The following is a 25,573-nucleotide window of genomic DNA, read 5'->3' as shown; positions in this document are numbered from 1 at the left end:
CTACTCCTCGAGCCGGGTGTTGGGGCTGGCGTTGTTCGGCCTGGGGTCAGGTGCCAGGTCGGACTGTCGAGGCTCACCTTGCAGCATGTGGTCGGGCAGGTCACGCACCCGCGCCCGGTCCCAGTCCTCGACCCACCCGAGGTAGGAGAAGAGCCGGGCGATGATGCCGGCGGTGAAGCCCCACAGGATGACGTCCTTGTCGGGGCCGATCAGGAAGCCCGGACCGGTCCAGCCGCTGGGGTGGCGCACGTTGATCCGGTGCTGCGGGTCGAGCAGCTCGGCGATCGCGACGTGGTGGATCTCGTGCACCTCGTCGGGGCTCGCGATGCGCACCTGCCCGCGGTCGCGCCAGTAGCCCAGGACCGGGGTCACCGCGAAGTTGCTCGGCGGCAGCCACAGCTCGGGCAGCTCGCCGAAGACCTCGACCTCCGCGGGGTCGAGGCCGATCTCCTCGTGCGCCTCGCGCAGCGCCGCCTCGCGCGCGGTCTCGCCCTCGTCGAGCGAGCCGCCCGGGAACGACACCTGGCCGGGGTGCGAGCGCATGTGGTGGGCCCGCTCGGTGAGCAGCAGCTCGCCGCGGTGGGCGAGGTCGTCGGGGCCAGTGGGGTCGTCGTCGCGGTCGGCGAAGACCATCAGCACCGCTCCCCGCCGTGCGTCGGCGTCCTCCGGCGGCATGAAGCGGGTCAGCTCGTGGACGGTGATCGTGGAGGCCGCCTCGACGACCGGCCCGAGCCAGCCCGGCAGGCCGCTCGTCTCGGGTGGGTTCACAGCTCGATCCCGAGGTGCTCGGCGACCAGGTCCTCGACCTCGGCGACCGACGTGATGCCGCCGGAGTCCTCGCCCACGACCCGACCCGACTCGTCGACGAACAGGAAGACCGGCAGGCCGCGACGCGCGATGGCGAAGGCCTCCTGGGCCATCAGGTCGCCGCCGGGGTCGGCGACCGACGGGTAGGTCGCGCCCGTCTCCTCGGCCAGTGCCATCGCACCGTCGGGGTGGACGTCGTTGAAGTCGATGCCCACGACCGCCACCTCGCCGGCGTAGCGCTCGTGGAAGGCCTGCAGCGCGGGCATCTCCTTGCGGCATGGTCCGCAGTTGGCCTGCCAGAGGTTGATGACCATCGGTCCGCGGAGCGAGGACAGGTCGACGTCAGGCCCACCGGCCAGGCAGGGCAGCGTGACCGACGGCAGGCCGCCGTCGACCGGCTCACCCGAGCCCGGCTCGCAGTCCTCCATGCCGATGCGGTCCTTGGCCTTGCGCAGCGCCGGGGTGTCGACCTTCACGTCCGGAGGGCGTACGTCGATGCCGCCACCGTCGGAGGTGCACGCGGTCAGCGACGCGGCGAGCAGCGCGCCGACCAGGCCGGCGACCAGGGCAGGCCTCACGCCGGCCCCTGCGTGGTGACGAGCTTCTCCGCCTCGACCGGGTCGGTCGGGCCGGTGCCGAAGGAGGGGCACAGCCTGGCGATCGGGCACGCGCCGCAGGCCGGCTTCTTGGCGTGGCAGCGCCGGCGCCCGTGCCAGATGAGGTGGTGCGACAGCATCGTCCAGTCGCGCTTGGGGAAGAGGGCGCCGACCGCGTGCTCGACCTTCACCGGGTCGGTCTCCTCGGTCCAGCCGAAGCGGCGCGCGAGACGTCCGAAGTGGGTGTCGACGGTGATCCCGGGCTTGCCGAAGGCGTTGCCCAGCACGACGTTGGCGGTCTTGCGGCCCACGCCGGGCAGGGTGACGAGCTCCTCGAGGCGGTCGGGCACCTGGCCGTCGTAGCGCTCGACGAGCGCCTGGCTGAGCTTGAGCACCGAGTCGGTCTTGGCGCGGAAGAAGCCGAGCGGGCCGAGCAGCTGCTCCATGTGCTCGCGCGGAGCCGCGGCCATCGCCTCGGGCGTGGGGTAGGCCGCGAAGAGCGCCGGGCTGGCGGCGTTGACCCTCCTGTCGGTGGTCTGCGCGGAGACCACGGTGACCACCAGGCACTCGAAGGCGTTGGTGAAGTCGAGCTCGGCGGCCGCGTCGGGATAGGTCTCGGCGAGGATCCGCTCCATCTTGCGCGCCCGACGCACGAGCGAGGTGTCGGGCTTCGCGATCACGCTGGGGGCAGGCACGCGGCCAAGCGTACGGTCCTGCTCCGACAGGCCCCGAACCGCCAAGTTCACGCTGCCGCACCGGCCCGGAGTGGCCCTTGTGACCCAGACCACGGCTAGGATCGGGCACGATCCCGCGGGCTCGCCCCCGGGCCCGGCGAGGGACCGCACTCACTTGGAGGATTGACGTGGACAACGACGTGCTTCGGCAGGCACCGCTGTTCAGCTCGCTCGACGACGAGGCGGCGACCGCGCTGGGCGGTTCGATGGCCGAGACCACGCTGCGTCGCGGCGACGTGCTCTTCCACGAGGGCGACTCCGGCGACAAGCTCTACGTCGTCACCGAGGGCAAGGTGAAGCTCGGCCGCTCCTCCTCCGACGGCCGGGAGAACCTGCTGGCGATCATGGGCCCCGGCCAGATGTTCGGCGAGCTCTCCCTCTTCGACCCCGGCCCGCGCTCGGCGACGGTCACCGCCGTCACCGACGCCACCTTCGCCTCGCTCTCGCACGACGACCTGCTGAAGTGGCTCGAGGGCCGCCCGCAGGTCGCGCGCGGGCTGCTGTCGCAGCTTGCCGGCCGGCTGCGCAAGTCCAACGACGTCGTCGCCGACCTGGTCTTCTCCGACGTCCCCGGCCGCGTCGCCAAGGCGCTGCTCGACCTCGCCGACCGCTTCGGCCGCACCGCCGACGACGGCGTCCACGTCCACCACGACCTCACCCAGGAGGAGCTCGCCCAGCTGGTCGGCGCCTCCCGCGAGACGGTCAACAAGGCGCTCGCCGACTTCGCCTCGCGCGGCTGGCTGCGCCTGGAGCCCCGCTCCGTGGTGATCATGGACCTCGAGCGCCTCTCGCGCCGCGCTCGCTGAAAGCAACGTTTCTTTCACCACTGACCCCCGAACCGGCGCCCGCGTGCGTCGTACGTCGTGAGGGGGGCAGATGACCGACAGATCCGGGTTCGACGAGTTCGTCCACGCACGCGGGCCCGCGCTCGCGCGCACGGCGTACCTGCTGACGGGCGACCACCACCTCGCCGAGGACCTCGTGCAGTCCGCGCTGGTCCAGGCGGCGAAGCACTGGGAACGCATCCACACCTCGCCCGAGGCCTACGTCCGGCGCGCGATGTATCATCAGAACATCTCCTGGTGGCGTCGGCGCAAGCTCGCCGAGACCCCGCTGGAGTCGTACGACGCCCCGGTCGCCGCCGCCGACCCCACGTTGCGGCTCAGTCTCGAGCAGGCCCTGCGCCGCCTGACCGCACGCCAGCGCACGGTGCTGGTGCTGCGCTACTTCGAGGACCTCACCGAGGTCCAGACGGCCACCGTGCTGGGCATCTCCAGCGGCGCGGTCAAGTCCATGTCGCGCCAGGCCCTGCAGCGGTTGCGCGTCCTGGCCCCCGAGCTCGCCGACCTGGTGGGAGCAGACGCATGAGCACCGACCTGCGCGAGGAGCTCGACGCCCTCGCCCGCACCCAGACCTTCTCCCCCGACCCGTCCCTGTGGGACCGCGGTCGCCGTGCGCGGCGACGCGGGCAGGTGCTCGCCGTCGCCGCCGTGCTGGCGATCCTGGCCTCGGTCGGCGGTGCGGCCGCCCTCGTCTCGACGGACCGCGAGCTGCGTACGGCGTCCGGCGAGGAGGTGGCGGGTGGCGCGATCCCCAGCCGGATCCAGGACCCGGGCGAGCTCGGGCTCGAGCCGGACCTCGCGGTTGGACCCGCCTCGGTGGCGTTCTTCTCCTCTGTCGCCCAGCCGGTCGTCATCGGCGCGACCGACGGCCGCTATCACGCGCTCGACCTGCCTGACCTGTCCGCCGACCGTGGTCCACTCGCGCTGTCCCCGGACGGCCTCCACCTGGCGTGGCGCAATCGCGGCGGCATCCACGTGCTCGACCTCGAGGACGGGACCTCGAGCTACTACCCCGGCGACGACGAGCACGCCGACGTGACCACCCTGGAGTGGGTCCCGGGCTCGCGGCGGCTCCTCTGGACCGGCGAGGACCGTCGCGGCGCGAGCTCGGGAGGGGTGTTGCCCGTCGCCGGGCAGGGTGGGCGACCCCTCCCGACGTCAGCGCTGCGCGGGATCCCGTCCCCGACAGGAGAGCTGGTCGCGGTGGCATCACCCAGGACCGACGAGGACGCAGCCACCTTCGTCGACCCCGGGGGCAGGACCATCGGACGGGTCCTTCCCGCGGACCTCTACCCCGAGGGCGCCTCCGTGACGCCGCTCGGCTGGGCGACCGACCACCTCGTCGTGGCGCAGGCCTACGGGCCTCCCGGCTCGTACGTCGAGGGCCAGCACCTGGTCCTCTTCACCTCGCCCGAGCGCCCCCGGTCGGAGTGGACCTACCGCATCGTCGCGCGCGACATCCCGCAGAACGCTGTGCCGCTGAGCATCGCCGTCGACCTCATACCCGACCTCGACGGCACGTCGTCGCAGGCACTGACCCACGACTTCGGTGACGTCCTGGCCCCCGACCAGCGCGACATCTCCTGGATCATCGGCCTCGGCGTGGCGGCAGCTATCGCCGTGCTGCTGGGCCTGCGGTGGCTCTGGCGCCGGTTCCTGCCGCGCGTCTAAGCCCGGGGGTCGCGTCCCGCGAAGGCGACCAGCCGGTCGTACGCCGACGCGTCGTCGGCGACTGGCACGGGTGCGCCGAAGGCCTCACCGCGGTTGTCCTCGGTCAGCCCCTGCCGCATGAAGGCCAGCCCGCGCTGGGCGACCTCGTCGTCGAGGCGCAGCGGCCGCCCCAGCGCCTGCACGAGGTCCCAGGTGTGCACGCCCAGCTCGGCGCTCTGCCAGTCGGCCTGGGCGACGTGGTCGTCGGGCTGGCCGTGCCAGTGGTGGAGAAGGTCGTCGGCGTGGGCGCGGAAGTGCGCGGCGAGGACCGCCGGGTCGTCACCGACGTCAGCGCTGGCGCTCCAGTCGACCTCCTCACCGCGTGCCGAGCGCAGGAAGCGATGCGGCGCGCCCGCGAGGTGGTCGGCGAGCTCGCGCACCGTCCACCCGGAGCAGGGTGTGGGGCGGTCGAGGTCGTCGGGGTGGATCGCGGCGAGCGCGTCGCCGGCCTGGTCGAGCGCGCGGGAGAGGACGACGACGGCTCGGTGCTGGGTGTCCATCCCCCCACCTCACGCCTCAGCGGGCGCCGGCGCAAGCCCCTACCGCTCGGTGAGGTACGCCAGCTGCGCGCGCACCGACATCTCCGCCGCCCCCCAGAGCACCGGGTCGACGTCGGCGTAGACGACCTCCACGATCGCGCGCGGCAGGTCCTCGTGCGGGAAGCCCCCGCCCTCGCGGGCGACGGCGTGCAGGTCACGCAGCGCCTCGCGCACCTGGTCGAGGCGCTGGCGCCGGTGCGCGAGGTAGAAGTCGAGCGCGCCCAGTGCGTCGTCGATCACCGGTCCGTGGCCGGGCCAGACCGTGGTGATGCCCTGCTCGCCGCAGAGGTTGTGGAGCCGCTCGAGCGAGGAGAGGTAGGCGCCGAGCTGGCCGTCGGGGTGCGCCACGACGGTGGTGCCGCGGCCGAGCACGGTGTCGCCGGTGAGCACGGCGTGGTCCTGCGGCACGACGAAGGACAGCGAGTCGGCGGTGTGGCCGGGGGTCGCGACGACGTGCACCTCGAGGTCGCCCACGGCGACCACGTCACCCTCGACCAAGCCCTCGGAGCCGAGGCGGTAGGCCGGGTCCAGCGCTCGTACGCCGCAGCCGTGACGCTCGGCGTACTCCCTGGCAGCCTCGCTGTGGTCGGCGTGGTGGTGGGTCAGCAGCACGACCGACACGTCGCCCGCGGCGGCGTCGATCGCGTCGAGGTGGGCGGTGATCGACGGGCCGGGGTCGACGACGACCGAGCGGGACGAGCCGGGGTTGCGCAGCACCCACGTGTTGGTGCCGTCGAGCGTCATGATGTCGGCGTTGGGCGCCAGCACGCACTGACCGGTCGACCCGAAGGACCCCCCGGTCCAGGTCATCGCTGCGCGATCAGTGCTGCGTAGTGCGGCGGCGTGGACAGGATGAACTCGTCGCCGTCGGCGACGACCTCCGGCATGAACATGTCGACGCGGCGAGCCTGCGCCTCGGCGAGCACCGCGTCGGGGTCGGCGTGCTGGCCGACCTCGAGGCAGGTCAGCCAGGTCGGGGGCAGCATGAGGATCTCCTCGCGCTCGACCTGCGCGACGGCGTCCAGGGCTCCGGTCCAGGTGACCGACGACGACTCGGTCGACACGTCGCGGGTGACCTGGCCCTCGGGCAGGTGGGCCACGAAGAACCAGGTGCGGTAGCGGCGCGGCTCGAAGACCGGCGTCAGCCACCCCGACCAGGCGCCGAGGAGGTCGGTGCGCAGCACGAGCGAGCGCTTCTCGAGGAACTCGGTCAGCGACACCTCGCGCGACTCCAGAGCGACCCGGTCGGCCTCCCAGCCGGCACCGGTCGTGTCGGCGACCACCGCGTCGGGGCCGGCCCCGGCGAGGAGGACGCCGGACTCCTCGAAGGTCTCGCGCACAGCGGCGCACACCAGCGCGCGGGCCTTCGGCTCCTCGCACCCGAGCCGCGACGCCCACTCGGCCGGCGTGGGCCCGGCCCACAGGCCGCGGTCGACCAGCTCGTCGTCGAAGTCGCGCGGGTCGACCCCGCCCCCGGGGAACACGCACATGCCACCGGCGAAGGCCATCGAGGTCTGCCGGCGCAGCAGGTAGACGTCGGGGCCGGCCGCGCCGGGACGCAGCAGCACGACCGTGGCCGCGTCACGCGGCTCGGCCGGGGCGGCGTCGCCGGCGGCGTACGACCGGGCCTGGGCGACGAGTGCCTCGGGCAGCGGGAGGCGCTGCACGCTCAGACCTCGACGACGATCTCGACCTCGACCGGCACGTCGAGCGGCAGCACCGAGACGCCCACGGCGGAGCGGGCGTGCTTGCCGGCCTCGCCGAAGACCTCGCCGAGCAGCTCGGAGGCGCCGTTGGCGACCTTGGGCTGGCCGGTGAAGTCGGGGGTGGAGGCAACGAAGACGACGACCTTCACGACGCGCTTGACGTCGTCGAGCGAGCCGATCTCGGCCTTCACCGCGGCGAGCGCGTTGAGGGCGCACTGGCGCGCGCACTCGTAGCCCTGCTCCTCGCTCACCTCGGCGCCGAGCTTGCCGACCGCGATCATCTCGCCGTCACGCGCGGGCAGCTGGCCGGCGGTGAAGACGAGGTCGCCGCTGCGCGCGGTGGGCTGGTAGGCCGCGACGGGCGGCACGACCTCCGGCACGGTGATGCCCAGCTCGGCGAGGCGGGCCTCGGCGCCCATCAGGAGGCCTTCGCGCGCTTGAGGAAGGCCACCAGGCCGCCCTGGGCGTTGGTGTGGATCGCCACCAGCTCCCAGCCGTCCTGGCCGAAGTTGTTGAGCATGAGCGCTTCGTTGTGGAGCGGAATCGGCGCCACCTGGTATTCCCACTGGGTCATGGCTCGCACCCTACTCGGCGCGGGCCACCGCTAGATTCCGGGGATGGAGCGCACAGCTGCGGCCGAGAGCCGGGAGAAGAGCAGGGGTCTCAACCCCTTCGAGAGGTTCGTCGAGGTGTCGACGAAGGTGATCAGCCGCGCGCCGTTCTTCGCCGTCGTGGTGGCGGTCGTCGTCATCTGGGCGGCCAGCTATCCGCTGTGGAAGAGCACCACGAAGTGGGAGCTGGCGATCCACACCTTCGGCGGCGTGCTGTCGCTGCTGCTGCTCGTCCTGCTGGAGAACGCCGGGCGGCGCAACGCCGAGGCCATGCAGGAGAAGCTCAACGTGCTGGCCGAGGCGCTGGCCGCCCTGATGGACTCCCGCGCCGCCGACGACCCCGAGCTGCGCGAGGCTGCGGACAACCTGCGCGAGGCCGTCGGCCTGGAGGAGCGGCACTAGGCAGCGAGCAGGCGCAGCGTCTCCTCGCGCGCGGGCGACGTACGCGCGTCGGTGCCGAGCCCGGCGCCGGCCACCGGGTGCACCATCACCTCGTCGACGGCGTACGTCGCTGCCAGCTCGGCGAGGCGTGCCCGCGCCTGGACGGGCGAGCCGACGATCCAGCGGCCCTGCATGGCGCGACCGAGGGCGCGCTGGTCGGGCGTCATCTCGACGGCCTCGGCGTCCTCGACGAGGCGCTGCGGGTGGAGCGGGGCACCAGTGCGCAGCGCGATCATCTGCTGCACGTTGGGCAGCGCGCGGCGGCGTGCCTCCTCCTCGGTCTCGGCGACGACGGCGTTGACGGTGAGGAAGGTGCGGGGCTCGGGGTGCTCCCGGGAGGGCCGGTAGGTCGAGCGGTAGAGCTCCAGCGCGGCGCCGGTGCCCTCACCGGAGAAGTGGTGGGCGAAGACGTAGGGAAGGCCCTTCTCCGCGGCGAGGCGGGCGGAGTAGTCCGACGAGCCGAGCAGCCACATCTCGGCGACTGAGCGGGCCGCAGGGGTGGCGCGCAGCGGCTGGCGCCGCGGGCCGATCTGCAGCTCGACGCCCTCGGTGGACATGAGGGTGCGGATGTCGTCGACGTAGTCGGGGAACCGGGTCACCGCCTCGTCGGCCGACTCCGCGCTGCTGCCGCGCAGGACGTAGCGGGTGAGCGGGTCCGTGCCGGGAGCGCGGCCGATGCCGAGGTCGATGCGACCGGGGTACGCCGCCTCCAGCAGCGCGAACTGCTCCGGGACCACGAGCGGCGCGTGGTTGGGCAGCATCACGCCGCCCGAGCCGACCCGGATGCGCGAGGTGGCCGCGGCGAGCATCGCGATGATCACCGGCGGGTTGGTGGACGCCACGGCCGGCATGTTGTGGTGCTCGGCGACCCAGTAGCGGCGGTAGCCGAGCTCGTCGGCGACCTGGGCGAGACCGCGCGACGCGGCGAGGGCGTCCCCGGTGGTCTGGTCGCTGCGGACGGTCACGAGGTCGAGGACGGAGAGGGCTGGAGCAGGTGAGGTCACTGACGGCACAGCGCCGCCCCCGGTCGCGATATTCCACTGGTCCCGCTGCGCGCCGCTGTGGATCGGGGTCCTAGCGTCGGGGCGTGAGTGAGACCACGCCGGCGCCGCGGGAGCGGATCCTCTCCCCCGCCTACGCCGCGACCACGGTCGCGATGTTCGGCCTGATCGCCTTCGTCGCCTTCGAGGCGATGGCGGTCGCCACGATCATGCCCACGGTGGCGCGCGACCTCGACGGGCTCGGGCTCTTCGCGCTCGCCTTCGCCGCTCCGCTGGCCAGCAGCGTGGTCGGCATGGTGGCCGCCGGGGCCTGGAGCGACCGGACGGGACCGGTGGTGCCCCTCCTGGCGTCGATGGCGCTGTTCTCCCTCGGCCTGCTGGTCTGCGGGATCGCGCCGACGATGGAGGTGCTGCTCGCGGGGCGCGTCCTCCAGGGCCTCGGCGGCGGGGCGCTGACGGTCGGCCTCTACGTCATCGTCGGCCTCGTCTACCCACCCGCGCTGCGCCCTGCGGTGTTCGCGTCGTTCGCTGCCGCGTGGGTGCTGCCCGCCCTCTTCGGGCCGGGCGTCGCCGCCCTCGTCGCCGACGTGTGGAGCTGGCGCTGGGTGTTCCTGGGCGCAGTCGTCCTCGTCGTGGGTGCGCTCGCGCTCCTCGCGCCGGCGCTGCGCCGCCTCGAGCCGCACGCCGAGGGCACGCACACGCCGCGGTCGCGCCTGTGGTGGGCGCTCGCCGCCGCGGTCGCGGTGCTCGCCGTCGAGCTGCTCGGCTCGGCGACCGGGTACGCCGCACTCGGCGCGCTGCTCGCAGCTGCGGTCGTGTGGGTCGCGCTGGGGCGGCTGCTCCCGCGGGGCGCCCGGCGAGCCGCGCGCGGCCTGCCGGCCGTGGTGGCGCTGCGCGGACTGCTGAGCGCGGTCTTCTTCTCGACCGAGGCCTACATCGTCTACGTCCTGCAGGAGCACTGGGGCCTGGGCCCGGGACGTGCGGGCATCGCGCTCACGTGCGTCGGCATCACGTGGGCGAGCGCGAGCCAGCTCCAGGCGCGCCTCGGCGAGCGGGTCTCGCACCGGCGCGCGATGGTCGTCGGCACGTCCGTGGTGCTGCTCGGGGTCACGTGCCTCGCGGCGACCGTGGCGGTGCTCGACGCCGGCGTGCGCCCGCCCGCCGTGCTGCCGGGGGCGGCGTACGTCCTCGCAGGCGCCGGGATGGGCTTCGCCTACCCGCGGCTGGGTGTGGCCATGCTGGAGCAGTCGACCGACCGCGACCGAGGCTTCAACTCCTCCGCGCTGTCGATCGCCGACTCCCTCGGCGCGGCTCTCGCGTTGTCGAGCGCGGGGGCGGTGTTCGCGCTGGCCGAGCGCTCCGGCGGCGACCCGTTCCTCGCGGTGTTCGCGATGGCGGCCGCCGCCGGAGTGGTGGGCGTCGTCGCGGCCTCACGGACCGCGACGACGTCCTGACAGGCTTGGCTCAGGAGGCCTGCTCGAGCGTGGGGTAGTCGGTGTAGCCCTCGGCGCCGCCGCCGTAGAAGGTGGACGGGTCGGGCTCGTTGAGGTCGGCGCCCTTGCGCCAGCGCTCGACGAGGTCGGGGTTGGCCAGGAACTGGCGGCCCACCACGACGGCGTCGGCCAGGCCGGTGCCGAGCAGCTTCTCCACCGAGTCGAGCGTGGTGAGGTCGCCGAACCCGTCGTTGAGCAGCACCACGCCGTCGAAGCGCTCGCGCAGGTCGCGCACCAGCGACTCGAGCGGCTCCAGCGGGCTGGCCAGCAGGCTGAGGTAAGCCAGGCCCAGCGGGGCGACGCCGTCGACGACCGCGCGGTAGGTCGCGGTGAGGTCGGTGCCGATCTCCTCGCCGATGCCGTTGAACTGGTGGCCCGGGCTGAGCCGCAGGCCCACGCGGTCAGCGCCGATGGCCTCGGCGACCGCGGTGACGACCTCGACGACGAAGCGGGCGCGGTTCTCCGGCGAGCCGCCGTAGACGTCGTCGCGCAGGTTGATCGTCGGGTCGAGGAACTGGTGGAGCAGGTAGCCGTTGGCGGCGTGCACCTCGACACCGTCGAGGCCCGCGGCCACTGCGTTGCGCGCGGCGGTGACGTAGTCGGCCACGAGCCCGGCGACCTCGTCGGTCTCGACCGCACGGGGCACGTCGTGGGCCTTCGGACCCTCGGCGGTGACCATCTCGCCGGGCGCCTGCACAGCGCTGGGGGCGACGGTCTCGACGCCGTCCTTGTTGTCGGCGTGGGCGATGCGACCGGCGTGCATGAGCTGCGCGACGACCACGCCGCCGTCGGCGTGCACGGCGTCGGCGACCAGGCGCCAGCCGGCGACCTGCTCGTCGGTGTAGAGGCCGGGCACGTTGAGGTAGCCCTGGCCGGCCTGGCTCGGCGCGACGCCCTCGGTGATGATCAGCCCGGCGCCGGCGCGCTGGCCGTAGTACTCGGCGTTCAGGGCGGTCGGCGCGTGGCCGGCGCCGGCGCGGTTGCGCGTCAGCGGCGCCATCACGAAGCGCTGCGGGAGCTGCCAGCGGCCGACGGTGAGGGACTCGAATGCACGGGACATGTGGGACTGCCTCCAAGGAAAGTTGAGGACTGTACGACCGTCCTCAGCGACGCCGCGGCCGCCGATGTTCCCCGACGAGAGATGACTCACACCCCTCGTCGGGGAACGCCCCGCCCCCCTGCTCAGCGGCGACGCAGCGACGCGTCGACGAGCGCCGGCGGCGCGTAGCCGCGGTCGGCCTCGTTGAGGGTCGTCCCGGGCGGGACGATCTCGTCGATGCGGTCCAGCACGTCGGCCGGCAGCGCCACCTTCTCCACCCCGAGCTGCGACTCGAGCTGCTCGAGGGTGCGGGGGCCGATGATGGCCGACGACACCGCCGGGTGCGCGAGCACGAAGCCGAGCGCGAGGTGGATCAGCGACAGCCCGGCCTCGTCGGCGAGCTCCTGCAGCTCGAACACCGCCTCCAGCTTGGCCTTGTTCTCCGGCGACGAGGGGTCGTGCCGGGCGGGCTGGCGCTGCAGCCGGCTCGAGGTGAACGACAGGTCCTCGCCGCGGCGGTAGCGGCCCGAGAGCCACCCGCCGGCGAGCGGGCTCCACGGCAGCACGCCGAGGCCGTACTTCTGCGCGGTCGGCAGGATGTCGCGCTCCACCTCGCGGGCGAGGATCGAGTAGGGCGGCTGCTCGGTGACGGGGCGCTCGCGCTGGCGCTTCTCGGCGACCCACTGGGCCTCCACGACCTGCGAGGGCAGGAAGGTCGAGGTGCCGATGTAGCGGATCTTGCCCTGCCGCACGAGGTCCGTCAGCGCGCCGAGCGTCTCGTCGATGTCGACCTCCGGGCGCGGGCGGTGCACCTGGTAGAGGTCGATGTGGTCGACCTGGAGCCGGCGCAGCGAGTGCTCGACCTCGCGGACGATCCAGCGCCGTGAGCTGCCGGCCTGGTTGGGGTCGTCGTCGTGCATGTTGCCGTGGAACTTGGTGGCGAGGAAGACGTCGTCGCGGCTTCCCTTGCGGGCCTGCAGCGCCTTGCCGACGATCTCCTCGGACTCGCCGCGGGCGTAGACGTCGGCGGTGTCGATGACGTTGATCCCGGCGTCGAGCGCGCGGTGGATGATCGCGATGGACTCGTCGTGGTCGGGGTTGCCCCAGGCGCCGAACATCATCGCGCCGAGGGTCAGCGGGCTGACCTGGACGCCGGTGCGGCCGAGGGGGCGGTAGTGCTCGAAGCTGCTCATGCGGTCTTCTCCTGGATCGAGGGGGCGTACTGGCTGGCGGGGCGCGCGAGGCCGAGGTGGTCGCGCAGCGTGCTTCCTGTGTACTCCGTGCGGAACAACCCGCGCTCGCGCAGGATCGGCACGACCTCGTCGATGAAGACCTCGATCCCGCCCGGCAGCCACGGCGGCATCACGTTGAAGCCGTCGGCGGCGCCGTGCTCGGCCCACTCCTGGATGGTGTCGGCGACGTCGACGGGCGTGCCCGCGACCACCCGGTGCCCGCGCGCCCCTGCGAGGCGGTGGCAGAGCTGGCGGATCGTGGGCTGCTCGCGCGCCACGATGTCGAGCACCAGCTGCGAGCGGCTGTGGAACGCGCGGTCGCCCACGGGCGCCACGACCTCGGTCGGGAACGGCCCGTCGAGGTCGTACGACGTCAGGTCGACACCGACGAGGTTGCCGAGCTGGCGCAGGGAGTACGCCGGCTGGGTGAGGTCGTTGAACTCCTCCTCCAGCGCCCGGGCCTCCGCGGCGGTCGAGCCGATGAACGGGCTGATCCCGGGCAGCACCTTGGGCTGCCCGGGGTCGCGCCCCACCGACCGCGCGCGCGCCTTGATGTCGGCGTAGAACTCCTGCGCGCTCTGCAGCGTCTGGTGCGCGGTGAAGATCGCCTCCGCCCAGCGGGGCGCGAAGGCGCGCCCGTCCGGGGACGAGCCGGCCTGCACGTAGACCGGCCGGCCCTGCGGCGAGCGCGGTGCGTTGAGCGGGCCGGCCACCGAGAAGTGCGGACCCTCGTGGTCGATGCGGTGGATCTTGTCGGTGTCGGCGTAGATGCCGCTCTCGCGGTCGGCGAGGACGGCGTCGTCCTCCCAGCTGTCCCAGAGCTTGGTGACGACCTCGAGGAACTCCTCGGCGCGCTCGTAGCGCTGGGCATGGGCGGGATGCGCCTCGAGGCCGAAGTTGTGCGCCGCCGCGGCCGAGGAGGTGGTGACGATGTTCCACCCCACCCGGCCGTTGCTCAGGTGGTCGAGCGAGGCGAACTGCCGGGCCAGGTTGTAGGGCTCGTTGTAGGTCGTCGAGGACGTCCCGATGACGCCGATCCGCTCGGTGGCCGCGGCGATGGCGGTCATCTTGGTGATCGGCTCGAGGCCGCCGCGGGCGGCGTACGCGATGTTGTCGGCCAGCGCCGGGCCGTCGGCGAAGAAGACGGCGTCCATCTTCGCGGCCTCGGCGCGCTGCGCGAGCTCCTGGTAGTAGGTGATGTCGGTGATCCGCTCGGGCTGCGACTCCGGGCGGCGCCAGGCCGCCTCGTGGTGGCCGTCGGGGTAGATGAAGAGGTTGAGGTGCAGCTGACGCGTCACGAGGCCGCCCTCTCGCTGAGCTGTCCGACCGTGGGGCGCGGGGCCGCGTCGTGGTCGTCCTCGACGCCGAGCTCGGTGAGCAGCTGCGCGCGCAGCCGGGCGAACGCCGGGTCGGCCTGCGAGCGCCGGCCGTCGAGGTCGATGCGGGCGTCGTGGCGCACCACGCCGCCGTCGAGCACGATCACGCGGTCGGCGAGCACGATCGCCTCGTCGACGTCGTGGGTGACCAGCAGGACCGCGGGCTGGTGCACCTCGCACAACCGGCGCAGCAGGGTGTGCATCCGGATCCGGGTGAGCGCGTCCAACGCGCCGAACGGCTCGTCGGCGAGCAGCAGCTGCGGGTCGCGCACCAGCGAGCGGGCCAGCGAGGCGCGCTGCTGCTCACCGCCGGAGAGCTCGTGGGGCCACGCCCCCTCCCGACCGGCGAGGCCGACCTCGGCCAGCGCCTGCGAGCCGCGCTGGGCGGCGTCGGGCGTGCGGAGGCCGAGGGTGACGTTGTCGAGCACCCGCTTCCACGGCAGCAGCCGCGAGTCCTGGAAGACCACCGAGACCTTCGCCGGCACCTCGATGCGGCCGTGTCCGGCGACGCCGCGGTCGAGGCCGGCGAGGGCGCGCAGCAGCGTGCTCTTGCCCGACCCGCTGCGGCCCAGGAGGGCCACGAACTCGCCGGGGGCGATGTCGAGGTCGAGGCCGTTGAGCACGCCCCCGGCCTCGTTGAAGCTGCGGTGCAGGGCCTGCACCCGGACGGCTGGTTCGGGCTGGGTGCTCAGCTCGCGAGCGTACGACGCCATGACAGGGCCTTCCTCTCGATGATGCGGACTGCTGCGTCGGCGGTGACGCCGAGCAGGGCGTAGACGACGAGGCCGACGACGATGATGTCGGTCTGGCCGTAGTTGGAGGCGAGCGTGATCATGTGGCCGATCCCGCTCGTCGCGTTGATGACCTCGACGACCACGAGCGCCAGCAGCGACGAGGTGACCGCGAAGCGCATGCCGAGCAGGAAGCCGGGCATCGCGCCGGGCAGCACCACGTGCCGCACGAACTCGGTGCGCGTCACGCCGAGGGTCTCGGCGAGCTCGGCGTAGCGGCCCTCGATGGTGCGCAGGCCGTTGTGGGTGTGGATGTAGACCGGCACGAAGACGGCCAGCGCGATGGTGATCACCTTCATCGGCTCGCCGATGCCCAGCCAGAGGATGAGCAGCGGGATCAGCGCCAGCGTCGGGATGGAGCGCTTGACCTGGATGGGTCCGTCGATCAGGGACTCCCCGATCCGCGACAGCCCGGAGACGAGGGCGAGCACGGTGCCGACGAGCACGCCGAGGCCCAGGCCCAGCGCGGCGCGGATCCCCGACGTCACCAAACTGTCGGTGAGGCGCCCGTTCTCGATCAGGGTCTCGGCCGTCGCCACCACGGTCCACGGCTCGGTGAGGGTGCGCGGGTCGAGCAGGCCGGTGGCCGACCCGACGACCCAGGCGGCGAGCAGGGCCACGATCCCGATCAGGCCGCCGAAGCGGATCGGCTCGCCCGGGCCGAGCCGGCGACGCGTCGGGCGTACGTCCTCGGCCTCCGCGAGCGGGCGGGTGGGAGCGGTGAGGGTGGTCATGACCCCTTCCCCTCGCTCGAGACCGCGGCGGCGATCGCCTTCTCGAAGCGGCGGTCGTAGATCGTCTCCACGTCGAGCGGCTCCTGGTCCTGCTCCTCCACCAGGGTGTCCACGGTCTGCTGGTGGCGCGCGATGAACTCGTCCCAGTCGGTCGGGACGGTGAACTCGCCGAGCGCGTCGACGACGTACGTCGCGTCCTCGGGCGAGAGGCCCTCGTGGTCGACGTAGTAGGCCTGGGCGAACTCGTCGGGGTGGTCGGAGATCCACTGCTGGGCCTCGGCCCAGACGCCGACGTAGTCCTTGATGGCGGCGGCCTTGTCGGCGTCCTCCAGGACGGTCGTCGGCGCGTAGAGCGTCCAGGCGTCGTCGCGGACACCGGGCTGGATGGTGGTCGCGCCGTCGCGCTCGTACTTCGCGAGGTAGGTCTTGACGAGCGTCTGGCCGAGCGGTGCCACGTCGACCTGCTTGCCGGCCAGCGCGACCGAGAAGGCGTCGTCGACGCTCTGCATCTCGACGAGCTCGACGTCGTCCTGGGTCAGGCCGGCCTCGCGCAGCACGTTGAGCACGAGCGCGCCCTGGGCCTGGCCGGGGCTGTAGGCGATCTTCTTGCCCTTCAGGTCCTCGATCGACGTCACGTCGACGCCGGGAGCGACCCCGAGCTCGTAGGTCGGGTGCTCCATCGGGTCGACGGTCTCGCGGGCCGCGACGATGCGCACGTCGGTGCCGGTCCAGTGGGCGAAGAGCGGCGGGATGTCGGCCACGGAGCCGATGTCGATCGCGTCTGCACGGAAGGCCTCCAGCGTCTTGGGACCGCCGGTGATGTTGGCCCACTCGACGTCGACGTCGAGGTCGTCGATGAGACCGGAGGTCTCCAGGGCCACCTGGGTCGCGGGGTCGCCGACGCGGAGGGTGGTGCCGTCGGCGGGTGCGTCGGGCAGGGCCGCGGTGAGCTCGAGCTTGGGGCCCGCCTGCTCACCGCCGCAGGCCGACAGGGCCAGCATGGTGGTGGTGGCCACCAGGGCCGCGCGGGTGAGGGGGCTGATGAGCCCTCGTCGTGACATCACAGTTCTCCTATCGGGGACGAGTCTTCAAAGTAATGTAAGTTGGTCGACAAACCACAGTTTTGGGTGACCGGTTCTCCCTGTCACCCCGGCTTGCACGCGTCAGGCCGAGCGCAGGAGCGGCAGCAACGAGTCGCCGACGCGCGCGATCTCCCGCTCGTACGGCGTGTCGCTGAGCACGAAGTGGGTGATGCCGAGGTCGGCGTAGCGCAGGAGCGCCTTGGCCACGTCGTCGGGCGAGCCCACGAGCCAGGTCGTGCCGGCGCCTCCGCCCCCGACGCGGCCGGGAGCGGTGTAGAGGCAGTCGTCGAGCACGTCACCCCGGTCGGCGAGGTCGAGCAGGCGCTGCTGACCCTCCGCGACGCGGCGGCCGGGGTCGGCCTCCCACTCGTCGCGCCCCTCGGCCATCGCCGCGACGCGCGCCTCGGCGTCGGCCCACGCCTCCTCGGTGGTGTCGCGCACCAGCGTGGTGATGCGCAGGCCGTACTGCAACGGCGGGAGGTCGCGCTCGACCTCGGCGCTCAGCGACCTCAGGTGGTCGATGCGCGCGGCGACGCCGTCGAGCGGCTCGCCCCAGAAGAGCTGGACGTCGGCCTCGGCCGCCGCCGTGCGCTGCGCGGCCTCGGACGCGCCCCCGAAGTACAGCTGTGGGTGCGGGCGTCCCTCGCGCGCGACCGGCTTGTGCTCGAGCGTCGCGCCCTCGGAGCGGTAGTGCTCGCCCTCGAACGTGACGTCGTCCTCGGTCCAGAGCCTGCGGACCAGGCGCATGAACTCACGCGTCCGGGCGTAGCGCTGCGCCTGGTCCCCCTCGTCGTCGCCGTACTGCGGCTGGTGGTCGGGCCCGCTCACGACGTTGACCCGCACCCGACCGCCGCTCAGCTGGTCGAGGGTGGCGGCCGACGACGCGAAGTGCGCCGGCGTCCAGTAGCCGGGCCGGATCGCGACGAGCGGGTTGAACGTCGTCGTGGCTGCGGCCAGCGCGGTGGCCACCGTGAAGGTGTCGGGCCGCTTCCAGCCGGTGCCGATGAGCGCCCCTCCCCAGCCGTGCTGCTCGGTGAGCCGGGCCAGCTCGGTCAGGCGCGCGAGGCTGTTGTGGCCGGCCACCGTCGTGTCGGACCGGTGGCCGGGGGTGACCTGGTTGGGGATGTACCAGAGGGCGTCCATGCGCTTCCTTGTCTTTGTCTAGTGGGTTACTAGAGATAACACACGGCAAGCGGCGCTGCGCGCCCCGGCGCGCCATCCGGACGCGGATCGACCGGATCCGTGCCTAGCCTCGAGGCATGGACATGAGGCTGGAGCTGGTGATGGTGCCTGTGACCGATGTCGACCGGGCCAAGGAGTTCTACGAACGGGTCGGCTTCAGCGCCGACCACGACCACGAGGTCAGCGACCACGTGCGGTTCGTGCAGATGACCCCGCCGGGGTCGGCCTGCTCGATCGCCTTCGGCAAGGGGCTCACCCGACTGGAGCCGGGGTCGCTCGACAACCTCCAGGCGGTCGTGGCCGACGCGGACGCCGTACGCGCCGAGCTCCTCGAGCGGGGCATCGAGGTGAGCGAGGTCCAGGAGATGCAGTGGGGTCGCTTCGTCTTCCTCGCCGACCCCGACGGCAACCGCTGGTCGCTCCAGCAGCTGCCGGACTGGTCGGCGGGCTGAGGCCGGACCGGGCTCTGCACCCGAGTCTCCCGGTTGTGGGCCGAGATCTCGGCTGATAACCGGGGAAGTCCCCGGATATCCGGGGACTTCCCGCAGGGCCTCAGACCAGCTCAGGCCCGGTCTTCTCCCGCACCTCGTCCTCGGTGACACCCGGCGCGAGCTCAACGAGCTTGAGCACCCGCTCACCGAGGGTGCCCGACGGCGCGACCTCGCCGGTCGCGGGGTCGATGACGTCGATCACCGCGAGGTCGGTGATGATCCGCTGCACCACGCGCTTGCCGGTGTAGGGCAGGTCGCACTCGTCGAGGATCTTCAGGGAGCCGTCCTTGGCGGTGTGCTCCATCAGCACGATCACCCGCTTGGCTCCGTGGACCAGGTCCATCGCACCGCCCATGCCCTTGACCATCTTGCCGGGGATCATCCAGTTGGCGATGTCGCCGTTGACCGAGACCTGCATGGCGCCGAGGATCGCGGCGTCGATCTTGCCGCCGCGGATCATCCCGAACGACTGCGCGGAGTCGAAGAACGACGCGCCCCTGCGCAGGGTCACCGTCTCCTTGCCCGCGTTGATCAGGTCGGGGTCCTCCTCGCCCTCGAAGGGGTACGCCCCCACGCCGAGGATGCCGTTCTCGCTCTGCAGCACCAGCTCGACGTCGTCGCCGACGTAGTTGGGCACCAGCGTCGGCAGCCCGATGCCGAGGTTGACGTACGACCCGTCCTTGAGCTCGCTGGCGGCACGTGCCGCCATCTCCTCACGACTCCAGCTCATGTCAGCCTCCCAGTCCGTGCGTCGCCGCGTCGTCCGCCAGGCCGGCCGGGCGCGGTCGCGTGGTGGTCTTCTCGATCCGCTTGTCGGCGGCCTGCTCCGACGTCAGCGCGACCACCCGCTGCACGTAGACACCGGGGGTGTGGATGTCGTTGGGGTCGAGCTCGCCGGGCTCGACGAGCTCCTCGACCTCGGCGATCGTGACCCGCCCGCACATCGCGGCGAGCGGGTTGAAGTTGCGCGCTGAGTCGCGGTAGACGAGGTTGCCGTGGCGGTCGCCCTTCCAGGCCCGCACCAGCCCGAAGTCGGCCACGATGGCCTCCTCCAGGACGTACTCCTTGTCCCCCTCCGCCGTCGAGAAGACCTTGGTCTCCTTCGGCGGCGAGGCCACGACCACGTTGCCCTCGGAGTCGTACTTCCACGGCAGGCCACCCTCGGCGACCTGGGTGCCGACGCCGGTGGCGGTGTAGAAGCCGGGGATGCCCGAGCCGCCCGCGCGCATGCGCTCGGCGAGCGTGCCCTGAGGCGTCAGCTCGACCTCGAGCTCGCCGGAGAGGTACTGCCGGGCGAACTCCTTGTTCTCCCCGACGTAGGAGGAGATCATCCGCCGCAGCCGCTTCTCGAACAGCAGCCGGCCCAGGCCCCAGTCGTCCACGCCGCAGTTGTTCGAGACCGCCTCGAGGTCGGTCGTGCCGGCCTCCAGCACCGCCTCGATGAGGACCGACGGGATGCCGCACAGTCCGAAGCCGCCGACCGCGAGGGTCGCTCCGTCCGGGATGTCGGCGACCGCGTCGGCTGCCGAGCTGACCACTTTGTCCATGATCGGCACCCTAGCGGCCGTGTGACCGCCGCCACTGTGTGGGCCGGGACCACAGTTCGCGCCCCCGGATGTGCACACCCGCGCCCTACTCTGGAGGCGTGAGCGCGCACCCCGACCGGTCCGTCGACTGGCCCCAGGTGCGCCTGCACGTCGTCACCGGCAAGGGCGGCACCGGCAAGTCCACCGTCGCCGCCGCGCTCGCGCTGGCCCTCGCCACGTCGGGGCGCAACGTGCTGCTGTGCGAGGTCGAGGGCCGCCAGGGCATCGCCCGCATGTTCGACGTCGACCCGCTGCCCTACGAGGAGACCCGCATCTCCAAAGGAGCGCCCGACGCCACGGGCCGTGCCGGACAGGTCGACGCGCTGCACATCGACCCGGAGTCGGCGCTCCTGGAATACCTGTCGATGTACTACAAGCTCGGTCGCGCCGGGAAGGCGCTCGACAAGTTCGGCGTCATCGACTTCGCCACCACCATCGCCCCGGGCGTGCGCGACGTGCTGCTCACCGGCAAGGTCTACGAGGCCGTGCAGCGCCCGCGTCGCCCCGAGGGCAAGAGGGGCGACAAGGGCCGCGACCGCGCCGCCATCACGTACGACGCCGTGGTGCTCGACGCTCCCCCGACCGGGCGGATCTGCCAGTTCCTCGGGGTCAACTCCGAGCTCGCCGGCCTCGCCAAGGTCGGCCCGGTCAAGTCGCAGGCCGACAAGGTGATGGAGCTGCTGCGCTCGCCACGCACCGCCGTGCACCTCGTCACCATCCTCGAGGAGATGCCCGTGCAGGAGACCTCCGACGGCATCGCCCAGCTGCGGGAGGCCGGCCTCCCGGTCGGCGGCATCGTGGTCAACCTGGTCCGCCCCCAGGCCCTCGGCCCCGGTGCCCTCACCCGCGTGCGTGACGGCAACGTCGACCCGACCGGCGTCGCCTCCGACCTGACCCGCGCGATGGTCGACGTCGACGCCGGGCTGGTCGGCTCGCTGCTCGACGAGGCCCGCGACCACGCCGTACGCCGTCAGCTCGAGGACGAGCAGCGCGCCCTCGTCGCCGCCGAGGACCTGCCGACCTACGAGCTGCCACGCATCGCCGGTGGCATAGACCGCGGGGCGCTCCTCGAGATGGCGCAGCTCCTCCGCGAGCAGGGCATGGCATGAAGCCGCCGACCCTCGACGTCGACGCCCTCCTCGACGACCGGAGCACCGAGATCATCGTGTGCTGCGGCTCCGGCGGCGTGGGCAAGACGACCACCTCCGCCGCGCTGGCGCTGCGCGCCGCCGAGCGCGGCCGCAAGGTCGTGGTCCTCACCATCGACCCCGCCCGGCGCCTGGCGCAGTCGATGGGCATCGAGCAGCTCGACAACACCCCGCGGCCGGTGGCCGACGTCGACGCCTCCGCCGGCGGGTCGCTCGACGCGATGATGCTCGACATGAAGCGCACCTTCGACGAGGTGGTCGAGAGCCAGGCCAGCGCCGAGAAGGCGCGCCAGATCCTGGAGAACCCGTTCTACGTCGCCCTGTCGAGCTCGTTCGCCGGGACGCAGGAGTACATGGCGATGGAGAAGCTCGGCCAGCTCTACCGCGAGTCGCAGCAGGACGGCACCTACGACCTCATCGTGGTCGACACCCCGCCCTCGCGCTCTGCGCTGGACTTCCTGGACGCGCCGGAGCGGTTGTCCAGCTTCCTCGACGGTCGGCTGATCCGGCTGCTGATCGCCCCGGCGCGCGGGCCCGCCCGGCTGATGACGGCCGGCTTGTCGGTGGTCACCAACGCGTTGAGCAAGATCCTCGGCGGGCAGATGCTGCGCGACGTCCAGACGTTCGTGACCGCGCTCGACACATTGTTCGGCAGCTTCCGCGAGCGCGCCGAGCACACCTTCGCGCTGCTCCAGGCCGACGGGACCGCGTTCGTCGTCGTCGCCGCACCCGAGCCCGACGCGGTGCGTGAGGCGGCGTACTTCGTGGACCGGCTCACCGACGACGACATGCCGCTGGCCGGCCTCGTGGTCAACCGTGCGAGCCCGCCGGCGCGTACGACGCTGTCCGCGGAGGAGGCGATCACCGCCGCCGACCGGCTGCGGGCGAGCGACTCCTCGTCGTTGACCGCCGGTCTGCTGCAGCTGCATGCAGACCGCGTGCGCATCATCGAGCGCGAGCAGCACCTGCGCGAGCGCTTCGCCGCCTCGCACCCGCGGGTGCGCACCGCCGTGGTGCCGGCGATGCCCGGCGACGTCCACGACCTCGACGGGCTGCGCGCGATCGGCGAGAGCCTGGCGCACCAGGGCTGATCGAGGACCGCTCAGACGTTGACGGTGGGCGTCTCGACCTTGGTACGGGCGGTCTCCAGGATGGAGCGCCACGACGAGTCGGGGCGGCGGCGGAGCAGCGCACGGCGCTCACGCTCGGTCATGCCACCCCAGACGCCCCACTCGATCTGGTTGTCCAGGGCCTCGGCCAGGCACTCGGTCCGCACGGGGCAACCCGCGCACACCTGCTTGGCCTTGTTCTGCTCGGCGCCCCGCACGAAGAGTGCGTCCGGCGTCTCGCCCTTGCATGCAGCACGCGCTGCCCAGTCCTCGACCCACATAGTCAAAACCCCACGGTGTTTGTCGAGCCGGTCGGCCGCCCCCATAGCGGCCATTCCCGACTCGAGTAGAAAAGTAAACGAATCCCTGGCAGGAGCGGCAGGGCCAGGTGGTTCAATTCGCATAGTCCGATGTGACTATCCGGCTGCGCGCCTGGAATGCCGGGTGGTATGCGAGTTCCCCGTAGTCTGGGCCCCATGTCTTCACGCTCCGAGCGCTCCCAGGGACGTCCCGACGCCGGCCGCGTCGCCTCGCACCTCGCGGTCATGGGTGCCGTCGCCGTGGTGATGGGCGTCCTCACCGCCTGCCTCGCCATCCCCTTCGCGGGCCTTGTCGGCGTGGCCGCCAAGGACGTCAGCACCGGCATGGTGAACCTGCCGGAGTCGCTCGAGGCCAAGGACCTGTCGCAGAAGACGCGCATCTACGACGTCAACGGCAACCTCATCGCCTCGCTCTACGACCAGAACCGGATCAACGTCCCGCTCCAGTCGATCTCGCGGCCCATGGTCAAGGCGATCGTGGCGATCGAGGACTACCGCTTCTACGAGCACGGCGCGCTCGACCTCAAGGGCACCCTGCGCGCCTTCGTCACCAACCAGGCCAACGGTGGCTCGGTGCAGGGTGGCTCCTCGATCACCCAGCAGATGGTGAAGCAGACGCTGCTCTACCAGGCCGAGACCGACGAGGAGCGCAAGGCAGCGACCGAGGAGACCTACGCCCGCAAGATCCGCGAGCTGCGCTACGCGATCGCCTTCGAGAAGAACCACACCAAGGACTGGATCCTCGAGCGCTACCTCAACATCGCCTACTTCGGTGACGGCGCCTTCGGCGTCCAGGCTGCGGCCGTCCACTTCTTCTCCAAGAACGCCAAGGACCTCAACCTCCTCGAGGCCGCCACCCTCGCCGGCCTGGTCAAGAACCCGGTCGGCTACGACCCGATCGACAACCCCGAGCGCGCCGAGAGCCGCCGCAACACCGTCCTCGACCGGCTCGCCCAGCTGGGCGTGCTGAGCGAGAAGAAGGCCGAGCGCCTCAAGGGCACGCCGATCGAGGAGACCCTCAAGGTCAAGTCCGCGCCCAACGGCTGCCAGCAGTCGCGCGCGCCGTTCTTCTGCGACTACGTCGTCAACTGGCTGCTCAAGGATCCGGTGCTGGGCGACACGCCCAAGGAGCGTCGTACGACGCTCAAGAACGGCGGCCTGACCATCAACACCACGCTCGACCTCGACATGCAGAAGGCGGCCGACGACTCGGTCTCCGCGCACGTCTACCCGACCGACCAGGCCATCGGTGGCCTGGCCATGGTCGAGCCCGGCAGCGGTGACGTGCGCGCGCTGGCCCAGTCGCGCCCGATGGGCAAGAACAAGGCCAAGGGCCAGACCTACCTCAACTACGTCGTGCCCAAGAAGTACGGCGACGCCAACGGCTTCCAGGCCGGATCGACCTTCAAGGTCTTCGTGCTGGCGTCCGCCATCAACCAGGGCATCCCGCTGAGCACGCAGATCAACTCCCCCGAGGAGCTGCACATCGACGACGAGGAGTTCGCGAACTGCGACGGCCCCTATGCCGGTGACGGCAAGGGCTGGGACGTCAGCAACTCGACCGGGTCGGGCACGTTCGACCTCTACAGCGGCACCCAGAACTCGGTGAACACGTTCTTCGCCCAGCTCGAGACGCAGACCGGCATGTGCGAGCCGCTCCAGCTGGCCGCCGACATGGGCGTCAAGGTGCCGCTGGCGCAGAAGGTGCCGTCGTGGATCCTCGGCGTCTCCGACAGCAACCCGCTCGAGCTGGCCCAGGCCTACGCCACCTTCGGTGCGCGCGGGCTGCACTGCGACCCCCGCCCGGTCACCGGGGTGCTCGACTCGAAGGGCCAAACCCTCAAGGAGTTCCCCACCGAGTGTGAGCAGGTCATGCCCGGCGCCACCGCCGACGCGGTCAACGACATCCTGCGGGGCGTCATGGAGCCGGGCGGCTTCGGCCAGAACATCGCCATCGACAAGCCCTCGGCGGGCAAGACGGGCACCAACCAGAGCAACATGTCGGTGTGGTTCGCCGGCTACACGCCCGCGATCGCCACCGTCGCCATGGTCGCCGGCGCCAATGAGCTCGGCGAGTGGGAGAGCCTCAACGGCCAGACCGTCGGCGGCGTGGGCATCTACGAGGCCTTCGGCTCCACCGTCGCCGGGCCGCTGTGGGGCGACGCGATGGCAGCGATCTCGGCCAAGCTCCCCTACGAGGACTTCCAGACGCCTCCCGGCGACGAGATCGCCGGCGTCCTCTCGACCGTGCCCGACGTGGCCGGCCAGACCGTCGAGGCGGCGACCCAGCAGCTCGAGGCCGCCGGCTTCGTGGTCGCCGACGGAGGCGACGTCAACTCCGAGGTCGCCGCCGGCAGCGTCGCCTACACCTCACCGGCTGGCGGCACGTCGCTGAGCAGCGGCGACACCGTCACGCTCTACGCCTCGACCGGCTACGTGCCCCCGCCGCCGTCGATCAACAGCGGCGGCAACAAGGGCAAGGGCAACAAGGGCAAGGGGAAGGGCAAGGGCCGCCGCTAGGCCACGGCGGGCTGCCTCCGGGCCTCAGCCCAGCTGCTTGCGCACCTCGGCGGCGACCGCGCCCCCGTCGGCGCGACCCCTGACCTGGGGCGTCACGACGCCCATCACCTTGCCCATGGCGCGCATGCCCTCGTCGGCAGCGCCGGTCTGCGCGATCGCGGCGCTGACGAGGTCGGCGATCTCGGCCTCGGTGAGCGGGGTCGGGAGGTACTCCGCGATGACCTCGCCCTCGGCCGCCTCCTTCGCCGCCATCTCCTCACGACCACCGTCGGCGAATGCCGTCGCGGCCTCGCGGCGGCGCTTGGCCTCGCTGGAGAGCACACCGAGCACGTCGTCGTCGGAGAGCTCGCGGGCCGCCTTGCCGGCGACCTCGGCGTTGGTGATCGCGGTCAGCACCATCCGCAGCGTCGAGGAGCGCAGCTCGTCACGCGCCTTGATGGCGGTGGTGAGGTCGGCGCGGAGACGGTCCTTCAGAGCACTCAT

The 25,573-nt window shown here is 72.1% G+C and carries 29 protein-coding genes; 9 read left to right on the top strand and 20 right to left on the bottom strand.

The window, feature by feature from the left end; genetic code table 11:
* The 3 genes from ASG76_RS07840 to nth are packed head-to-tail and all read right to left on the bottom strand — an operon-like array spanning position 1 to position 2,038.
* Complete coding sequence (locus ASG76_RS07840; protein WP_235529447.1) at positions 1 to 768, bottom strand: NUDIX hydrolase; 768 nt, start codon at positions 766 to 768, stop codon at positions 1 to 3.
* Positions 765 to 1,385 (bottom strand): TlpA family protein disulfide reductase, encoded by a 621-nt coding sequence (locus ASG76_RS07835; protein WP_056601914.1) that lies wholly within the window; start codon positions 1,383 to 1,385, stop codon positions 765 to 767. The genes ASG76_RS07840 and ASG76_RS07835 overlap by 4 nt, the downstream gene beginning before the upstream one ends.
* Entirely contained in the window at positions 1,382 to 2,038 is a 657-nt protein-coding gene (nth, locus tag ASG76_RS07830; protein ID WP_082587395.1) for an endonuclease III, read from the bottom strand. The genes ASG76_RS07835 and nth overlap by 4 nt, the downstream gene beginning before the upstream one ends.
* A gap of 227 nt (positions 2,039 to 2,265) precedes the next feature.
* Between nth and ASG76_RS07825 the strand changes: the two genes are divergently transcribed.
* The 3 genes from ASG76_RS07825 to ASG76_RS07815 all read left to right on the top strand — a co-directional run bounded on the left by ASG76_RS07825 (position 2,266) and on the right by ASG76_RS07815 (position 4,650).
* Positions 2,266 to 2,943 (top strand): Crp/Fnr family transcriptional regulator, encoded by a 678-nt coding sequence (locus ASG76_RS07825; protein WP_056601912.1) that lies wholly within the window; start codon positions 2,266 to 2,268, stop codon positions 2,941 to 2,943.
* Between the two features lie 70 nt (positions 2,944 to 3,013).
* Positions 3,014 to 3,505 (top strand): SigE family RNA polymerase sigma factor, encoded by a 492-nt coding sequence (locus ASG76_RS07820; protein ID WP_056601911.1) that lies wholly within the window; start codon positions 3,014 to 3,016, stop codon positions 3,503 to 3,505.
* On the top strand, positions 3,502 to 4,650 hold the full coding sequence (locus tag ASG76_RS07815; RefSeq protein WP_056601910.1) for a hypothetical protein: 1,149 nt from the start codon (positions 3,502 to 3,504) through the stop codon (positions 4,648 to 4,650). The genes ASG76_RS07820 and ASG76_RS07815 overlap by 4 nt, the downstream gene beginning before the upstream one ends.
* Here ASG76_RS07815 and ASG76_RS07810 read toward each other — a convergent pair.
* The 5 genes from ASG76_RS07810 to ASG76_RS19390 are packed head-to-tail and all read right to left on the bottom strand — an operon-like array spanning position 4,647 to position 7,508.
* On the bottom strand, positions 4,647 to 5,189 hold the full coding sequence (locus ASG76_RS07810) for a TIGR03086 family metal-binding protein (RefSeq protein ID WP_056601909.1): 543 nt from the start codon (positions 5,187 to 5,189) through the stop codon (positions 4,647 to 4,649). The genes ASG76_RS07815 and ASG76_RS07810 overlap by 4 nt on opposite strands.
* Positions 5,190 to 5,228: 39 nt before the next feature.
* Positions 5,229 to 6,038, bottom strand: coding sequence for an MBL fold metallo-hydrolase (locus ASG76_RS07805; RefSeq protein WP_056601908.1), 810 nt, complete (start codon positions 6,036 to 6,038; stop codon positions 5,229 to 5,231).
* Complete coding sequence (locus ASG76_RS07800) at positions 6,035 to 6,895, bottom strand: NUDIX hydrolase (protein WP_056601907.1); 861 nt, start codon at positions 6,893 to 6,895, stop codon at positions 6,035 to 6,037. Before ASG76_RS07800 ends, ASG76_RS07805 begins: the two co-directional genes overlap by 4 nt.
* A 2-nt stretch (positions 6,896 to 6,897) precedes the next feature.
* A complete protein-coding gene (locus ASG76_RS07795; protein ID WP_056601906.1) occupies positions 6,898 to 7,353 on the bottom strand; it encodes a RidA family protein in 456 nt (151 codons plus the stop codon).
* Complete coding sequence (locus ASG76_RS19390; RefSeq protein ID WP_200948100.1) at positions 7,353 to 7,508, bottom strand: hypothetical protein; 156 nt, start codon at positions 7,506 to 7,508, stop codon at positions 7,353 to 7,355. The genes ASG76_RS07795 and ASG76_RS19390 overlap by 1 nt, the downstream gene beginning before the upstream one ends.
* Before the next feature lie 43 nt (positions 7,509 to 7,551).
* Between ASG76_RS19390 and ASG76_RS07790 the strand changes: the two genes are divergently transcribed.
* Positions 7,552 to 7,947, top strand: a complete 396-nt coding sequence (locus ASG76_RS07790; protein ID WP_056601905.1) for a low affinity iron permease family protein — start codon at positions 7,552 to 7,554, stop codon at positions 7,945 to 7,947.
* Here ASG76_RS07790 and ASG76_RS07785 read toward each other — a convergent pair.
* Positions 7,944 to 8,990: an LLM class flavin-dependent oxidoreductase gene (locus ASG76_RS07785; RefSeq protein ID WP_056601904.1), complete on the bottom strand. Its 1,047-nt coding sequence runs from the start codon at positions 8,988 to 8,990 to the stop codon at positions 7,944 to 7,946. The genes ASG76_RS07790 and ASG76_RS07785 overlap by 4 nt on opposite strands.
* An 83-nt stretch (positions 8,991 to 9,073) precedes the next feature.
* On the opposite strand from ASG76_RS07785, the gene ASG76_RS07780 reads away from it, so the two are divergent.
* The gene (locus tag ASG76_RS07780) at positions 9,074 to 10,441 is read left to right on the top strand and encodes an MFS transporter (protein ID WP_200948099.1); all 1,368 of its coding nucleotides are present in this window, start codon (positions 9,074 to 9,076) and stop codon (positions 10,439 to 10,441) included.
* Positions 10,442 to 10,451: 10 nt separating this feature from the next.
* Here the strand turns inward: ASG76_RS07780 and ASG76_RS07775 are convergent, their stop codons facing one another.
* The 7 genes from ASG76_RS07775 to ASG76_RS07745 all read right to left on the bottom strand — a co-directional run bounded on the left by ASG76_RS07775 (position 10,452) and on the right by ASG76_RS07745 (position 17,877).
* Positions 10,452 to 11,540: an alkene reductase gene (locus ASG76_RS07775; RefSeq protein WP_056601903.1), complete on the bottom strand. Its 1,089-nt coding sequence runs from the start codon at positions 11,538 to 11,540 to the stop codon at positions 10,452 to 10,454.
* Between the two features lie 122 nt (positions 11,541 to 11,662).
* Positions 11,663 to 12,712 (bottom strand): aldo/keto reductase, encoded by a 1,050-nt coding sequence (locus tag ASG76_RS07770; protein WP_056601902.1) that lies wholly within the window; start codon positions 12,710 to 12,712, stop codon positions 11,663 to 11,665.
* Positions 12,709 to 14,049: an LLM class flavin-dependent oxidoreductase gene (locus tag ASG76_RS07765; RefSeq protein ID WP_056601901.1), complete on the bottom strand. Its 1,341-nt coding sequence runs from the start codon at positions 14,047 to 14,049 to the stop codon at positions 12,709 to 12,711. The genes ASG76_RS07770 and ASG76_RS07765 overlap by 4 nt, the downstream gene beginning before the upstream one ends.
* Entirely contained in the window at positions 14,046 to 14,840 is a 795-nt protein-coding gene (locus ASG76_RS07760; RefSeq protein ID WP_056601900.1) for an ABC transporter ATP-binding protein, read from the bottom strand. The genes ASG76_RS07765 and ASG76_RS07760 overlap by 4 nt, the downstream gene beginning before the upstream one ends.
* On the bottom strand, positions 14,816 to 15,652 hold the full coding sequence (locus ASG76_RS07755; RefSeq protein WP_056601899.1) for an ABC transporter permease: 837 nt from the start codon (positions 15,650 to 15,652) through the stop codon (positions 14,816 to 14,818). The genes ASG76_RS07760 and ASG76_RS07755 overlap by 25 nt, the downstream gene beginning before the upstream one ends.
* On the bottom strand, positions 15,649 to 16,713 hold the full coding sequence (locus ASG76_RS07750; protein WP_056601898.1) for an ABC transporter substrate-binding protein: 1,065 nt from the start codon (positions 16,711 to 16,713) through the stop codon (positions 15,649 to 15,651). The genes ASG76_RS07755 and ASG76_RS07750 overlap by 4 nt, the downstream gene beginning before the upstream one ends.
* A gap of 102 nt (positions 16,714 to 16,815) precedes the next feature.
* A complete protein-coding gene (locus tag ASG76_RS07745; RefSeq protein ID WP_056601897.1) occupies positions 16,816 to 17,877 on the bottom strand; it encodes an LLM class flavin-dependent oxidoreductase in 1,062 nt (353 codons plus the stop codon).
* 116 nt (positions 17,878 to 17,993) lie between these two features.
* Between ASG76_RS07745 and ASG76_RS07740 the strand changes: the two genes are divergently transcribed.
* The gene (locus ASG76_RS07740) at positions 17,994 to 18,368 is read left to right on the top strand and encodes a VOC family protein (protein WP_056601896.1); all 375 of its coding nucleotides are present in this window, start codon (positions 17,994 to 17,996) and stop codon (positions 18,366 to 18,368) included.
* Between the two features lie 100 nt (positions 18,369 to 18,468).
* Here ASG76_RS07740 and ASG76_RS07735 read toward each other — a convergent pair whose 3' ends face one another.
* The gene (locus ASG76_RS07735; RefSeq protein ID WP_056601895.1) at positions 18,469 to 19,137 is read right to left on the bottom strand and encodes a 3-oxoacid CoA-transferase subunit B; all 669 of its coding nucleotides are present in this window, start codon (positions 19,135 to 19,137) and stop codon (positions 18,469 to 18,471) included.
* Between the two features lies 1 nt (position 19,138).
* Positions 19,139 to 19,954, bottom strand: a complete 816-nt coding sequence (locus ASG76_RS07730) for a CoA transferase subunit A (RefSeq protein WP_056601894.1) — start codon at positions 19,952 to 19,954, stop codon at positions 19,139 to 19,141.
* 98 nt (positions 19,955 to 20,052) lie between these two features.
* On the opposite strand from ASG76_RS07730, the gene ASG76_RS07725 reads away from it, so the two are divergent.
* On the top strand, positions 20,053 to 21,102 hold the full coding sequence (locus ASG76_RS07725) for an ArsA-related P-loop ATPase (protein WP_235529445.1): 1,050 nt from the start codon (positions 20,053 to 20,055) through the stop codon (positions 21,100 to 21,102).
* Positions 21,099 to 22,232, top strand: a complete 1,134-nt coding sequence (locus ASG76_RS07720; RefSeq protein WP_056601893.1) for an ArsA family ATPase — start codon at positions 21,099 to 21,101, stop codon at positions 22,230 to 22,232. Before ASG76_RS07725 ends, ASG76_RS07720 begins: the two co-directional genes overlap by 4 nt.
* Before the next feature lie 11 nt (positions 22,233 to 22,243).
* Here the strand turns inward: ASG76_RS07720 and ASG76_RS07715 are convergent, their stop codons facing one another.
* Positions 22,244 to 22,531: a WhiB family transcriptional regulator gene (locus ASG76_RS07715; RefSeq protein WP_056601892.1), complete on the bottom strand. Its 288-nt coding sequence runs from the start codon at positions 22,529 to 22,531 to the stop codon at positions 22,244 to 22,246.
* A 195-nt stretch (positions 22,532 to 22,726) separates the two neighbouring features.
* Here ASG76_RS07715 and ASG76_RS07710 point away from each other — a divergent pair, with 195 nt between their 5' ends.
* Positions 22,727 to 25,090 (top strand): penicillin-binding protein, encoded by a 2,364-nt coding sequence (locus tag ASG76_RS07710; protein ID WP_056601891.1) that lies wholly within the window; start codon positions 22,727 to 22,729, stop codon positions 25,088 to 25,090.
* Positions 25,091 to 25,114: 24 nt separating this feature from the next.
* Here ASG76_RS07710 and ASG76_RS07705 read toward each other — a convergent pair whose 3' ends face one another.
* A complete protein-coding gene (locus ASG76_RS07705; protein WP_056601890.1) occupies positions 25,115 to 25,573 on the bottom strand; it encodes a GatB/YqeY domain-containing protein in 459 nt (152 codons plus the stop codon).

It is taken from the genome of Nocardioides sp. Soil774 (assembly GCF_001428125.1).
Lineage (GTDB): Bacteria > Actinomycetota > Actinomycetes > Propionibacteriales > Nocardioidaceae > Nocardioides.
The sequence above is the reverse complement of the archived record's forward strand: the minus strand, read 5'-3'. Positions and strand labels throughout refer to the sequence as shown.